The 14,584-nt window shown below is 36.4% G+C and carries 10 protein-coding genes; all 10 read left to right on the forward strand.

Features of this window, described 5'->3' with window-relative positions:
• The first annotated feature begins 3 nt into the window (after window positions 1-3).
• The 10 genes from BW926_RS01090 to BW926_RS01130 all read left to right on the forward strand — a co-directional run bounded on the left by BW926_RS01090 (window position 4) and on the right by BW926_RS01130 (window position 14,502).
• Window positions 4-1,296 (forward strand): APC family permease, encoded by a 1,293-nt coding sequence (locus BW926_RS01090; protein WP_076443554.1) that lies wholly within the window; start codon window positions 4-6, stop codon window positions 1,294-1,296.
• 395 nt (window positions 1,297-1,691) lie between these two features.
• Window positions 1,692-2,777, forward strand: coding sequence for a peptide chain release factor 1 (prfA, locus tag BW926_RS01095; RefSeq protein WP_076443555.1), 1,086 nt, complete (start codon window positions 1,692-1,694; stop codon window positions 2,775-2,777).
• A 458-nt stretch (window positions 2,778-3,235) separates the two neighbouring features.
• Window positions 3,236-5,281, forward strand: a complete 2,046-nt coding sequence (locus tag BW926_RS01100; RefSeq protein WP_410493237.1) for a prolyl oligopeptidase family serine peptidase — start codon at window positions 3,236-3,238, stop codon at window positions 5,279-5,281.
• A gap of 216 nt (window positions 5,282-5,497) precedes the next feature.
• Complete coding sequence (gene scpA, locus BW926_RS01105) at window positions 5,498-7,618, forward strand: methylmalonyl-CoA mutase (RefSeq protein WP_076443557.1); 2,121 nt, start codon at window positions 5,498-5,500, stop codon at window positions 7,616-7,618.
• Between the two features lie 533 nt (window positions 7,619-8,151).
• Window positions 8,152-9,543: an RtcB family protein gene (locus tag BW926_RS01110; protein ID WP_076443680.1), complete on the forward strand. Its 1,392-nt coding sequence runs from the start codon at window positions 8,152-8,154 to the stop codon at window positions 9,541-9,543.
• Window positions 9,544-9,595: 52 nt separating this feature from the next.
• On the forward strand, window positions 9,596-10,294 hold the full coding sequence (prfH, locus tag BW926_RS01115; protein WP_076443558.1) for a peptide chain release factor H: 699 nt from the start codon (window positions 9,596-9,598) through the stop codon (window positions 10,292-10,294).
• Window positions 10,281-10,412 carry a hypothetical protein gene (locus BW926_RS14600; RefSeq protein WP_262484477.1) on the forward strand — a complete coding sequence of 44 codons (132 nt, stop codon included), beginning with the start codon at window positions 10,281-10,283 and terminating at the stop codon, window positions 10,410-10,412. Before prfH ends, BW926_RS14600 begins: the two co-directional genes overlap by 14 nt.
• Window positions 10,412-10,600: a tetratricopeptide repeat protein gene (locus tag BW926_RS14485; protein WP_228403368.1), complete on the forward strand. Its 189-nt coding sequence runs from the start codon at window positions 10,412-10,414 to the stop codon at window positions 10,598-10,600. Before BW926_RS14600 ends, BW926_RS14485 begins: the two co-directional genes overlap by 1 nt.
• A gap of 277 nt (window positions 10,601-10,877) precedes the next feature.
• Entirely contained in the window at window positions 10,878-13,445 is a 2,568-nt protein-coding gene (locus BW926_RS01125) for a T9SS-dependent M36 family metallopeptidase (protein WP_076443559.1), read from the forward strand.
• A 64-nt stretch (window positions 13,446-13,509) separates the two neighbouring features.
• Window positions 13,510-14,502: an enolase C-terminal domain-like protein gene (locus tag BW926_RS01130; protein ID WP_076443560.1), complete on the forward strand. Its 993-nt coding sequence runs from the start codon at window positions 13,510-13,512 to the stop codon at window positions 14,500-14,502.
• Window positions 14,503-14,584 lie beyond the last annotated feature (82 nt).

Below are 14,584 nucleotides of genomic sequence, written 5' to 3' on the forward strand. Positions count from 1 at the left end.
TAAATGGAAAATTCTTCACACCATATCGGCTGGAAAACCGCCGTTGCCATTGTCGTTTCGAATATGATCGGGACGGGGATTTTTACGACTTTGGGTTTCCAGCTTACAGATATTACGAATACGTACAGCATATTTCTTCTTTGGATAATAGGCGGAATTCTTGCGCTATTCGGGGCATTTTGCTATGCAGAATTGGGAGTGCATTTCAAAGGAAACGGAGGAGATTTTATTTACCTTAAAGAGACTTATCATCCGATTTTAGGATACTTGGTAAGCTGGATTTCCCTGATTATTGGGTTTTCTTCGCCTGTTGCATTAGCGGCACTGGCTATGTCGAAATATCTTTCCGCTTTTGATTTTTCTTTTGGAAACGGCTTTGCTATTGGAGTGATTTTTCTCGTTGCATTATTTCTATCATTTAGTTTAAAAGCTTCGAGCCGTTTTCATAACTTTTTTACTTTTATTAAGATCGCTTTTATTATCATTTTAATTATCCTCGGGGTAGGTCTGTCAGAATCTGAAACTATTAAAAATAGCTTACAATTTGACAATTCATGGCAGAATGAGATTATGCTTCCGGCATTTGCAACGTCCCTGGTTTTTGTAACGTATTCATATACAGGCTGGAATTCTGCTTCATACATTGCTGGAGAAATTAAAGACGTTCAAAAAAATCTTCCAAAATCATTGATTGTCGGGACCGTTTTTGTAACAGTTTGCTATCTTTTGGTCAATTTTATTATGCTTAAACATGCATCAGTTGGTCAATTAGCCGGAAAGGAAGATGTTATGGGTGAGGCCGCCAATAATATGCTGGGACATACATTTGGAAAGGTGGTGAATATTTTCATTGCATTACAATTGGTGGCAACAATCAGCGGATATTTGTGGGTGGGATCAAGGCTTACCCAGGCTTTTGCAAAAGAAAACAGGCTTTGGAGATCTTTATCTGTGGCTAATCAAAAGGGAATTCCGGTACGGGCTGTTTTTGCTCATGCAGTAATTGCGGCATTAATCATTCTGACGGGAAGCTTTAAGGAGATTTTCGTGTATACTTCATTCATTTTACAGCTATTTGCAAGTCTGGCGATTTCTACGGCTTATTTCATTAAAAAAGAACACCGGAAAATTTTTAAATCTAATTTGTTCTATGTTTTTCCGACAGTTTTTCTGCTGTTCAGCGTGTATATTTTGTATTTCACGCTGATTCATAATCCTAAAGAAAGTATTATCGGGTTAGGGATTGTGGCTGTGGGGATTGTTTTGTATTTAATTGATAAAAAGTTATCTCACTGATTTTGTAGATTACGAAGATTTAAATGTCATGTTTAACATTCCTAAAATCGACATGGGAAGCTGAAGCGTTAAGAAAATTAAATATTAACCTGTTAAGAAATTCCCATTGTTTGAAGCGCGAAACCAATTTTGAACCAGAGGAGAAATGTTGAGTTTGCGCGAGTTTTGGGAACTTTAGGATTAAATTTTAATTTTTAGCATTCAGATTCCAAGTCTTGAAATAACATTCGCCGATTTTACGGAGGCAATTTTTCGTTCTTTTGTTTCAAGACAAAAGGACATCATAAATAAAAGAAGAGATTCTTCACTACGCTTTCGCTTCATTCAGAATGACAAACTATAAGTTTTAAAAATGAATTAATAATCCGTATCTTTGCACCCACAAAATTTTCATAATGTCTAAATCATTAATTCCAAAATTAGAAGCTATAAAACAGAGATATAATGAGGTGGCAGACCTTATTATACAGCCTGATGTTATTTCAGACCAAAAAAAATATTCTTCTTTGAACAAAGAATATAGCGATTTGGGAAAAATTGTAAAAGTCTATGATCAATATAAAGGAGCCTTAGATACGATTGAAGAATCCGATGAAATCATTGCTGACGGATCAGACAAAGATTTTGTGGAATTGGCAAAAATTGAAAAAAACGAAGCATTGGAAAAAATTCCGGGACTGGAAGAGGAGCTGAAAGTATTATTAATTCCTAAAGATCCTGCGGATGATAAAAACATTATCGTGGAACTTCGTGCCGGAACCGGTGGTGATGAAGCAGCGATTTTCGTAGAAGATATTTACAGAATGTATTCCATGTATTTCAAAACGAAAGGCTGGAGACACGAGATTACAGATTCTAATGAAGCTGCAAAAGGCTACAAAGAACTAATCATGAAGGTGGAAGGAGAAGGTGTTTACGGTATCATGAAGTTCGAATCCGGAGTTCATCGCGTGCAGCGTGTTCCTGAAACCGAATCTCAGGGAAGAGTTCATACTTCGGCGATTACAGTGGCTGTTCTTCCTGAAGCTGAGGAGGTTGACGTAGAAATCAATCCGGCAGATATTGAAATGCAGACCTCGCGTTCAGGTGGAGCCGGTGGGCAGAACGTAAACAAGGTTGAAACTAAAGTTCAGCTGACTCACAAACCTTCAGGATTGGTAGTTGTCTGCCAGCAGGCACGTTCACAGTTGGCCAACCGTGAGCTGGCCATGGAAATGCTTCGTGCAAAGCTGTACGATATTAAGCTCCAGGAAGTTCAGGGTGATATTGCGGCTCAGAGAAAAACGATGGTTTCTACTGGTGACCGTTCTGCGAAGATCAAAACTTACAATTATCCTCAGGGAAGAGTTACCGATCACAGGATCAACAAATCTATGTATAATCTTGATGCCTACATGAATGGTGATATTTCTGAAATGATTGATGCTGTAATCATGGCAGAAAACGCCGAAAAAATGAAGGGCGAGGAAGAAAGTTTATAAACAACATTAAATTAAATATAAAAGTCTTTGGTTTTCCGGAGGCTTTATTTTTAGCAAAAAATAATAAACTTGTTTAAACTTTTTAAGAGCAATTTCCCGCCTTTCACTATATCTTTTGTTTCATTTCGCAACACAAAAGGGGGCTATGGTTATTGTCATTTAAGGCAATAGTAAAGATCTACAGAGTTTATCATTGATTCCGTGAATCTGCGATTTCCGCAGGAAACAAATTCTATATATTTTTAAAAAAGGATAAAGTAAATTACATGAAATATATGCTCATGAAAAATCTTAATGCTATTTTAAAAATATCAACTAAATCTAAAGCTGTTCTTTATACGGCTTTTTTTATTTAAAACAGATTCCTTATTTTTGGTAAAATCAAATTTGATATGAAAATAAGACCAATCTTATTAACGGCCGGAGTATTGTTCTCGGCAACTTTTTATTCTCAGAAAATGATTTATCCAAAGGCAAAAAAAGGAAGTCAGGCAGATGCATATTTCGGGACTACCGTTCCGGATCCGTACAGAGATCTGGAAAATGACTCGGAGGCTACCAGAAAGTGGGTGGATGAAGAAGTCGCAAAAACCCAGAGCTATCTTTCAAGAATTCCTTTCAGAGATCAGATCAAAAAACAGCTGACCGATATCTGGAATTATGAAAAAATTTCTGCACCTTTTAAGGAAGGGGATTATACCTATTATTACAAAAACGATGGGTTGCAGGCGCAATCTGTACTGTACAGGACAAACAATAAGACCAAAGAAACAGAAGTTTTTCTAGATCCTAATAAGTTTTCAGAAAAAGGAACCACCTCGCTTTCTCAGTTGTCTTTCAATAAAAAAGGAAATCTTGCCGCATATTCAATCTCAGAAGGCGGCAGCGACTGGAATAAAATCATCATCATCGATGCTGTTACCAAAAAACAGATTGATAATACTCTGAATGATGTAAAATTCAGCGGAATTGCCTGGCAGAGTGATGAAGGTTTCTACTATTCAAGCTATGACAAACCGAAAGAAGGAACAGTGCTCTCCGGAATGACCGATAAGCACAAGGTTTATTTTCATAAATTAGGCACAAAACAATCAGAAGATAAATTGATTTTTGGCGGAGAAAAAAACCCGAGAAGATATCTGGGAGCAGGCGTTTCAGAAGACCAGAGATATTTGATTATTTCTGCTGCCAATGCTACCAACGGGAATGAATTATATATTAAAGACTTGAAAAAAGGCGGTGATTTTGTTCAGATCAATCAAGGGTTTGAAATCAATGCTAATATTGTAGATACACAGGGTGACGATATTTTTATTTATACCGATAAAAATGCTCCAAATGGACGTTTAGTAAAAACCACCATAAGCAATCCTGCCCCGGAAACCTGGAAGGATGTGATTCCTGAGACTGAAAACGTATTGGGAATCACCACCGGTGGCGGATACTTCTTTGCTACCTATATGATTGACGCGATTGACAGGGTAAAGCAATACGATAAAACCGGAAAAATCATCCGTGAAATCATCCTTCCCGGAAAAGGCAATGTTTCAGGTTTTGGAGGCAAGGAAGAGGAAAAGGAATTGTATTTTTCTTTCACCAATTACATCACTCCCGGAACCACCTATAAGTTTAATGCAGATTCGGGAAAGTCAGAGATTTATCAAAAGCCGAAAGTGAAGTTTAATCCTGAAGATTATGTTTCAGAGCAGGTGTTTTATAATTCTAAAGACGGGACAAGGATCCCAATGATGATCAACTATAAAAAAGGAACCAAGCTGAACGGTAAAAATCCGACCATTTTATATTCTTATGGAGGGTTTAATATTAGCCTTCAGCCTGCTTTTTCTGTCGTGAATGCCATCTGGATGGAAAATGGAGGCATTTATGCTGTCCCCAACATTCGTGGAGGCGGCGAATATGGCAAAAAATGGTATGATGCAGGGACAAAACAGAAAAAGAAAAATGTTTTTGAAGATTTCATCGCTGCAGGAGAGTTTTTACAAAGTAAAGGCTATACTTCAAAAGACTATATGGCTCTTTCCGGAAGGTCAAACGGTGGATTGCTGGTAGGTGCTACAATGACGATGCGTCCTGATCTTGCAAAAGTTGCTTTTCCGGGAGTTGGGGTGCTGGATATGCTGAGGTATAACAAATTTACGGCAGGAGCCGGCTGGGCCTACGATTACGGAACAGCAGAAGAAAGTAAAGAAATGTTCCAATATTTAAAATCCTATTCCCCAGTTCATAATGTGAAGGCAGGAAAATGCTACCCTTCCACAATGATCATTACAAGTGACCATGACGACAGGGTAGTTCCGGCGCATTCTTTCAAATTCGGGGCCGAATTGCAGGAAAAACAAGCTTGCAATAATCCTGTATTGTTAAGAATCGAAAAAAATGCTGGTCACGGAGCGGGAAGATCTACAGAACAAGTGATCAGTGAAAATGCAGATCTCCTTTCTTTTGCGCTTTACGAAATGGGAATCAAAGCTCTAGGAAAGTAATTTTCAGCAATTCTAAACAAATGCACATCAATAGAAACGGGCTTTAGCCCGTTTTTTTAGTTAAAACAATCAATTGGCTTTAGCCAAAACTTATTAAATAAAAACATACAAGTTCCACAATCATCTGTGAAAATATGCAGAATCTATGGGTATAAAATCCATACAAAATTATTATTTCAAAAATGTGTAATTTTAGCCATCAATAAATCTGAAAGTATGAGACGGGAAGTTCAGAACAAAACTCCTCAATTTAATATAACCGAAAAGCACACAGAAATCTATCCATTTGAAAAAGATGGATTACAGTTAAAATCGTCTTACAAAGCCGAAGATGTTAAAAATCAGGAGCTGACACAGACTTCTCCGGGAATAGAGCCTTATTTAAGAGGACCTTATTCCACCATGTATGTTCAAAAACCCTGGACGATCCGTCAGTATGCAGGCTTTTCCACAGCAGAAGAGTCGAATGCCTTCTACAGAAGAAATTTAGCTGCCGGACAAAAAGGACTTTCCGTAGCCTTTGATTTGGCAACACACAGGGGATATGATTCCGATCATGCAAGAGTAGTCGGAGACGTTGGAAAAGCCGGAGTAGCAATTGATTCTGTGGAGGACATGAAAATTTTATTTAATGAAATTCCATTAGATCAGATTTCGGTTTCCATGACAATGAATGGTGCGGTTTTACCTATTTTGTCTTTCTATATTGTTGCTGCAGAAGAACAGGGCGTTTCTCAGGATTTGCTTTCAGGAACGATTCAGAATGATATTTTGAAGGAATTCATGGTGAGAAATACTTACATTTATCCACCTGCGCCTTCCATGAAAATCATTGCTGATATTTTTGAGTATACTTCTCAAAATATTCCGAAATTCAATTCTATTTCAATCTCGGGTTACCATATGCAGGAAGCCGGAGCTACACCCGTTCTGGAAATGGCCTACACATTGGCTGATGGCTTAGAATACGTAAGGACCGGAATAAAAGCAGGCATGAATGTAGATGATTTCGCACCAAGATTATCTTTTTTCTGGGCAATCGGGATGAATCACTTCATGGAAATTGCAAAAATGCGTGCAGCAAGATATATTTGGGCTGAATTATTAAAGCAATTCAATCCTCAAAATCCAAAATCTTTGGCATTAAGAACCCATTCACAAACTTCTGGCTGGTCTTTAACGGAGCAAGAACCATTTAATAATATTACCAGAACGACAATAGAAGCTTTATCTTCAGCTTTGGGCGGAACTCAGTCTCTTCACACGAATGCGTTGGATGAAGCGATTGCGCTTCCGACGGATTATTCAGCAAAAATTGCAAGAAATACTCAGATTATTCTTCAACAAGAAAGTGGAATTTGCGATGTTGTAGACCCAATGGGTGGAAGTAATTTGATTGAATCTCTGACTCAGCAAATGATTGAGGAAGCTATGAAATATATTGATGAGGTGGAGCAAGAAGGTGGTATGACAAAAGCCATCGAAGCCGGAATTCCAAAGATGAGAATTGAAGAAGCTGCAGCCAGAAAGCAGGCAAAGATCGATAGTGGTGAAGAGTTTATAATCGGAGTAAACTCATTTAAATCTGAATTAAAACAGGAAGAAATTGAGATCTTGGATATCGATAATACGGAAGTTCGCAGAAAGCAGATCGAAAGATTAAATAAAATAAAAGCAGAAAGAAACAACGCAGCAGTAAGCGAAATTTTGGATGGAATCAGGCTGTCTGCAAAAACAGGTAAAGGAAACCTTCTGGCATTGTGCATCGAAGCGGCCCGCAGAAGAGTTACCCTTGGTGAAATGAGTGATGCTATGGAAGAAAGCTTTGGAAGATACAAAGCAAATATTAAAACAATTTCCGGTGTATATGCCATGAATGCAGGAAAAAATGAATATTTTGAAAAAGCCCTGAAGCTGACTCAGAAATTTGAGGAAGAAGAAGGTCGTCGCCCAAGATTAATGGTTGCCAAAATGGGACAGGACGGACACGATAGAGGAGCGAAAGTAGTAGCAACAGCCTTTGCAGATATGGGATTTGATGTCGATGTTGCGCCATTATTCCAGACTCCGGAAGAAGTTGCGAAACAGGCCGTTGAAAATGATATCCATATTTTGGGGGTTTCGTCATTGGCAGCAGGTCACAAAACATTGGTTCCCCAAGTTGTTGAAGAATTGAAAAAACTTGGTGCAGACGATATTACTATCGTTGTTGGTGGAGTAATTCCTCAGCAGGATTATGAATTTTTGTATGCAAACGGGGCAGATTTCATTTTCGGCCCCGGAACGAATCTTCCAAAATGTGCCGTGGATATTTTGGAGAAATTTTTGAAAAGCTAAAATTTTATTTTGGATTTCAGAAAAATTTATATCTTTGTGCCAGAAAATAAAGTTTAACCACTTAAAAAAACAACGAAGCAATGTTCAAATTCAATCTACATTCAACAGTAGGATTGCCTTTTGGAAAGGCGAGGCTTCATGGTTTGGTACACTCTTAGAATAATAGTATAACGAAATATCAAAACCCGAAGTCGCTAAGATTTCGGGTTTTTTATCGCGCAATATTTCAAACTCATATCAGTTTCCCCGGAAATCTTTTTTATAAAATTTTGGAGCTTTTTCAAATAGTTTCTAGAAGCTATTTCCCGCTTTCCACTATATCTTTTTTGTTACGGCCTCCGCTTCGCTGCGGCCGCAACAAAAAAGGATGTCGTTGCAATCGGGGCTAGGAAAAGGTAACCGTTAATCATAAACCTCATGGGTTTCAAAAACCTATGAGGTTTGAATAAAAATCAACTAAAAATTTAGTTGGAAAAATAAATGATGCAGAAAGGTCTATCATTATGCATGTATTAACTTATAATCTGACAACAATGGGAAATTTAAAACTTAAAGAAAAAGATATATTAAAAATAGGCTATCCAAACAATCAGAGTGTCAACATCGCTTTGGAAGTCATGAAAAAAAATTTTGCAACAAAAAATATTCATCATGTGAAATCTCTTTTAAAGGAAATTTTGCAAAATCCGCAACAATTTGAAAAAGATTTAACCTTCGGACAAATTGCGGAAGCTTTGCTTTCATCAAAGAGAACAGAAAAAAGAATGCTCAATACGAACAGAGCGTCTTTTCAGATTTTCGGAAATAATATTTCTGATGAAGCAAAAAACCAATTGTACACAGCATTGAAACTTCCAATTTCAATGCAGGGAGCATTAATGCCCGATGCACACAGCGGTTACGGACTTCCGATCGGTGGAGTTTTGGCTGTAGAAAATGCAGTAATTCCTTACGGAGTCGGCATGGATATAGGTTGCAGAATGTCGCTTAGTATTTTGGATACTCCTATTTCATATCTTGATGGAGCGAGAGATAAATATGAAAAAGCTCTTGCCGAACACACAAAATTCGGAATGTATGAAACACACAAATCTCACGTCGATCACGAGATTTTCGACAGAGATACATTTGATATGATTCCGATTTTGAGAAGATTAAAAGGAAAAGCCATCAAACAAATGGGAAGTTCCGGTGGTGGAAATCATTTTGTAGAATTCGGAGAAGTTGAAATTATAGAAGAAGATGAACAAATCGGACTTCCAAAAGGAAAATACCTCGGAATCCTTTCACACAGTGGTTCTCGTGGATTGGGAGCAGAAATCGCTCAATATTATTCAAGAGTAGCTATAGAGCAATGTCCGCTGCCAAGAGAAGCACAACAATTTGCCTGGCTGAATTTGAGTACACATCTTGGCTTGGAATATTGGATAGCGATGAATTTGGCAGGAGATTACGCTTCGGCTTGTCATGACGATATTCACAGAAGATTGGTGAAAGCAGTCGGAGGAAGGGTAAAAGCCAGAATCGAAAACCATCACAACTTTGCATGGAAAGAAATTCACAACGGGAAAGAAGTGATTGTTCACCGAAAAGGAGCAACTCCGGCCAATGAAAATGAATTGGGAGTGATTCCCGGATCGATGACGGCAAAAGGTTTCATTGTTCGAGGAAAAGGAAACCCGGATTCGTTGAATTCGGCTTCTCATGGCGCAGGAAGAGCGCATTCGAGAGGAGAATGCAGAAGTCTTTTCACTCAAAATGATATTAAAAAAGAATTAAAACTGAAGAATGTCACGTTGATGGGCGGAAATACGGAAGAAGCACCAATGGCTTACAAAGACATCCATGAAGTTATGAATGCACAAAGTGAGTTAGTAGATATTCTTGGAACTTTTCAACCGAGAATTGTGAGAATGGATAAGTAAATAATTACAAACCTAAAGGTTTTCAAAACCCGTTAGGTTATATTTAAAGAAAATGGAAAAATTAATTCAAATAACCTCAGGAAGAGGTCCTCTGGAATGCCAATGGGTAGTCGCCAAAGTACTGAAGGTATTTCTTGAGGAAGCAAAAGATAATAAAATAGACTACGAAATAATCCACCGTGAAAATGGTGACGAAAACCTGACATTGAAATCCGTAACGCTTCTTTTAAAATCAAAAAATGTAAATGACTTTTTAAAAAACTGGTTAGGAAGCATTTGCTGGACAGGAAAAAGTACTTTCCGAAAACTGCATAAAAGAAGCAATTGGTTTATCGGAATTTTCGAACTGGAAGGCTTGGAGAAAATCAATTTTAATGAAAGAGATATTCAGTTTCAGACGACAAGAAGTCAGGGAAGTGGCGGACAAAATGTGAACAAAGTGAATACTGCCGTTCGTGCAACGCACATTCCGACAGGGCAAAGTGTTTTCGTACAGGATTCTCGTTCGCAATTGGAAAATAAGAAACTATCGATTACGAGATTAAAGGAAAAAGTATTGGAACAGAATATTATTCAGCTGCAAAAAAGAATGCAGGAAACATGGAACAACCATCTAAATGTTCAGCGTGGAAATCCGATTCGTACTTTTTCGGGAACAGATTTTAAAAAGAATTATCAAGAAAAATCTTTCAAAAAACAGAGAAATCAACTCAAAAACGAATTAAAAAACTACAAAAATGACCTTAACTAAAAATAAATATTACTTCGAGGCTTTGGATAACTATCCATACAGTCTTCCGAAATGTTTGGAAGCATTAAGTTATGCTTTGTCCTACGATCCGGAAGATGCAGAAAGTCTTTGTCTCTGATGGGAAGAATTTATTCGGAAATTCTAAAAGATTATGAAACAGCTAAGACTTATTTTGATGAAGCAATGCAGAGCAATATTAATAATATTACGATTCCAAAATATTATATCAATTGTCTGCTAAGCAATGAAGATTATAAAGAAGCAGAAAAAATAATTGCTCTTGCTTTGAAAATTAAAGGTTGTTGATAAAGCCGAAATTTTGTACTGCATGACTTTTTATTGGAAAAAAAAGAAGATTAATTATTAAGAGTGCTTTAAAAAAATAAAAAAAAAAAATTCAGTTATTCTCATATTGTGGTTTTTTTTTTAAAAGCAAAGAGAGAAATTTATAAAAGAAAAAATACATAAAAAGAAAATTGTGAAGAAAAAAAAGGAGCGAAATAGCTCTTTTTCGTTTAACATAATATTTTTTTGTTGTTAATATGGCAAAAAAAGATATAGATTTGTTTCAAAAGTATATAAAATGAAACATAAATTATTTTTGGTGCCGCTTTCGATAGCGACAATATTTGCGTTTGGAACTGTAAATGCACAAAGCTCTAAAACTATTATACAGGATTATTACCAGAAAAATGCACAACTTACTCAGAAAAATAATTTTAATAGTAAATTAGGATTTATCATTCTTAATGAAGATATTTCGAAAAGTTTGGGCGTGAATATTGTAAATGTTCAACAGACATATGATGGGCTTCGTGTGTATAACGCCTTGGGAAAAGTACTGATTAAAGATAATAAAATTATTTCCGAAAAGAATGATTTTAAAAGAGAAATTTCTATTGCCAATCAAGGAGTTGCAAAAGATAAGTTTTCCGAAGAAACACTGAAACAAAATCTGGGTTTACAAGCCATCGCTAAGGTTGATTATTTACCTAATGTGTATTTTGAGAAAAATAATGTTTATGTATTATCAAAAGAACTTTTTGTCTCGGATAAAAATTCTTCTGATGTTTGGCATGTAATTGCTGATGCCAATTCGGGGGAAATTCTTTCCAAAGACAATTTGACTGTTCAGTGTAATTTTAATCATGATTCTCAGAATACTGATTCAGAAAATACAGAATTTCAAAATAAAAAAAATCTTCAAAATAGTTCGGGATTAAACGCTTCTCTTTTACTTACACCTTCTCCTGCATCTTATAATATTTTTGCCCTTCCAACGGAAGCTCCTACTTTTGGAGGACGTTCTGTTTTAAATAATCCATGGGATATCACAGCATCTCCGGAAGGATGGCATTCAGACGGAATAAATAACTATACAAATACAAGAGGTAATAATGTTTATGCTTATTCTGATCAGGGAAATACAAATACTCCGGGTTACTCGCCAAACGGAGGAGCCGGTCTCAATTTCGACTTTCCCTATGCAGAAGGTAGATATATCAATCCTTTCACACATAAAGATGCGGCTATTACAAATTTGTTTTATTTGAATAATAAAATTCATGATACTTTTTATAAATTCGGGTTTACAGAAGTCTCCAGAAATTTTCAAACGAATAATTTTGGAAATGGAGGAATAGGAGGAGATGCCGTAAATGCGGAAGCTTTTGACGGAAGTGGTTTGAATAACGCCAATTTCAGTCCGGGATATGAAACGGAAATCTCTGGAACAACCTATATTTTGGCTCCAAGAATGCAAATGTATTTATGGGACAGAGCGCAGACGGCTGCAGATCCTATTTCAAGATATACCTACAATTCTCCATCAAATATCGCAAGCAGACCAAAAGTGATGGCGACAAACGCGACCTTTGGTCCAATATTGTTTGAAGGACAATCTGTAACAGGAAATTTGGCAATAGCAACTCCTGCGAATGCTTGTACAACGGTAGCAGCAGGCAGTATGACGGGAAAGATTGGGCTTGTAAATGCGGCCGGATGTAATTTTAGTGTAAAAACTAAAAACCTGCAAAATGCAGGCGCGATAGGAGTTATACAATATCACCCATCTAGTGATACTCCGATTACGTTGGGTGGAACAGACGCCACGATTACAATTCCTACGATTATGATTGGTAAAACAGAAGGTGAATATCTTGTAAGCCAAATTACCGCGGGAACTATTATTAATACTACTTTAAGTACAGATTTTAGTGGTTTCAGACATTCCAGTTTAGATAATGGAGTTGTTGTTCATGAATATGGGCACGGTATTTCAAACAGACTGACAGGTCAAGGTTACAGTTGCCTTTCAGCATCCAATTCTGTTGAACAAATGGGAGAAGGCTGGTCAGATTTTTTTGCATTAATGCTTACATCTTTACCGGGAAGCACATCATCTTTGGCACGAGGTATGGCTACATATTCTGCCAGTCAGGCGATAACAGGAGTGGGAATCAGACCGGCAAAATACTCTCCTGATTTTTCTGTAAATAATTATACATACGGAAGTACAAACTCTATGACCGATTCTCATTCAATAGGATTTGTTTGGGCAACAATGCTTTGGGATCTCACATGGAAATATGTTGAAAAATATGGATATAATAATGATGTATTAGCTAACCCAAATTCCGGAAATGCAAGAATTTTGCAAATGGTTATGAATGGTTTGAAACTACAAGCCTGCAGCCCTACATTTATTGATGGAAGAGATGCTATTCTTCAGGCAGATTTGGTAGGAAATGCAGGAGAAGACAAATGTATGATCTGGAAGGCTTTTGCTAAGAGAGGTTTAGGGGCAAATGCTTCGGCAGGTTCTAAAACAGTAATCACGGATCAGGTAGAAGATTTTACGATTCCAACAGAATGTAATGTTTTAGCAACTGAAGAAACAGCAGTATCAAATACAAAATATGTAGTTTTCCCAAATCCTACTTATGATGAATTCTTTGTGGGAAATATAGACAAGTCTAAAGAAGAGGTTAATATAAAATTATTCGATATGTCGGGTAAGCTCGTTTTGACTGATACCAGAGAAAATACTTCAAAAAAGGCAATTTCTACAAAAGGTCTGCAGAAAGGTGTTTATATGGTTCATATAAAGCAAGGAGAAAAAATACAGACAGAAAAATTAATTATAAAATAAATCAGCATCAACTAAAAATAAAAAGGAAGCCAATTTTGGTTTCCTTTTTTTCGTAAATTTAATAATGGAATTAAGGTTTGAATTAAAACGACTTCAGTTAAAAGAAACATTTTCAATTGCTTACGGGAATTACGATAAAAGAGAAGCATTACTCGTAGAATTATCATATCAAAATTGGAAAGGTTATGGAGAATGTGTCGCGATCGATTATTATCAAATCAATCTTCAAAATTTTGTTTTAAAATTAAAAGATATTCAGGCTCAAATTGAAGCTCAGAAAATCATTCATCCAAAAGATTTTTTTAAATTTTTATTGAATTTAAATCTTCATCCGTTTTTACTTTCCGCATTGGACTGTGCTTATTGGGATCTTTTCGGAAAACTAGAAAACAAAAATTTTATTGAATTAAATCAGCTTCCAACAAATAATTTAGTTGAAAGCTCGATCACTATTTCAGTCGGAAACAGCGATCATCAAATCGAAAGAATCAACAAAAGCAAATGGAATAAATTCAAGGTAAAATGTAAAGGTTTAAATAAAAATGATGTCGAAAAATTATTACAATTAAATCAAAATATCGCTTTAGATTCCAACGCAAGTTTTACCAATGAAGATTGTATTTGGCTTCAAAATAATGTTGAGGTTCAAAAATTCTCATATCTCGAACAGCCAAGACCTATTGGTAATTACCATGTTTTAAAAAAAGAAGGTTTTGCCAATTGGATGGCAGATGAGGATAGCCAGAACATCGATTCATTGGAAGAATTAATTCCTTATTACAAAAGCATCAATATCAAATTAATGAAATGTGGCGGATTAACTCCAGCTTTAGAAATGATAAAAAAAGCAAGGGAATTAAATTACAAAATCATGGTTGGCTGCATGACAGAATCCACCGTCGGAATTTCCGCAGGTTGCGTCTTAACAAGTCTCGTTGATTACGTCGATCTTGATGGAGCAAATCTTATTTCCAACGATTATGCCTCAGGGAATTTTGTAGAAAACGGCAAGATTATTCTTTCCGAAAAACCAGGTTTAGGAATAATATTAAAATGAATTTAAGTAGTGAATTGTGAATTGTCAATCCGCTTTGCTTGTGATTTTTTTAGGAAAGTTATTTATTGCTGAGCATAAACTG

Origin of the sequence: Chryseobacterium sp. RU37D (assembly GCF_900156075.1) — a bacterium.
Classification (GTDB): Bacteria; Bacteroidota; Bacteroidia; order Flavobacteriales; family Weeksellaceae; genus Chryseobacterium.

What these genes read in the sequence shown, in the direction of transcription:
- BW926_RS01110 (WP_076443680.1), top strand. Translation starts at nt 8,152, where the DNA reads ATGGGAAATTTAAAACTTAAAGAAAAAGATATATTAAAAATAGGCTAT.
- BW926_RS01100 (WP_410493237.1), top strand. Translation starts at nt 3,236, where the DNA reads ATGATTTATCCAAAGGCAAAAAAAGGAAGTCAGGCAGATGCATATTTC.
- BW926_RS01090 (WP_076443554.1), top strand. Translation starts at nt 4, where the DNA reads ATGGAAAATTCTTCACACCATATCGGCTGGAAAACCGCCGTTGCCATT.
- prfA (WP_076443555.1), top strand. Translation starts at nt 1,692, where the DNA reads ATGTCTAAATCATTAATTCCAAAATTAGAAGCTATAAAACAGAGATAT.
- prfH (WP_076443558.1), top strand. Translation starts at nt 9,596, where the DNA reads ATGGAAAAATTAATTCAAATAACCTCAGGAAGAGGTCCTCTGGAATGC.
- BW926_RS01125 (WP_076443559.1), top strand. Translation starts at nt 10,878, where the DNA reads ATGAAACATAAATTATTTTTGGTGCCGCTTTCGATAGCGACAATATTT.
- BW926_RS14485 (WP_228403368.1), top strand. Translation starts at nt 10,412, where the DNA reads ATGGGAAGAATTTATTCGGAAATTCTAAAAGATTATGAAACAGCTAAG.
- BW926_RS14600 (WP_262484477.1), top strand. Translation starts at nt 10,281, where the DNA reads ATGACCTTAACTAAAAATAAATATTACTTCGAGGCTTTGGATAACTAT.
- scpA (WP_076443557.1), top strand. Translation starts at nt 5,498, where the DNA reads ATGAGACGGGAAGTTCAGAACAAAACTCCTCAATTTAATATAACCGAA.
- BW926_RS01130 (WP_076443560.1), top strand. Translation starts at nt 13,510, where the DNA reads ATGGAATTAAGGTTTGAATTAAAACGACTTCAGTTAAAAGAAACATTT.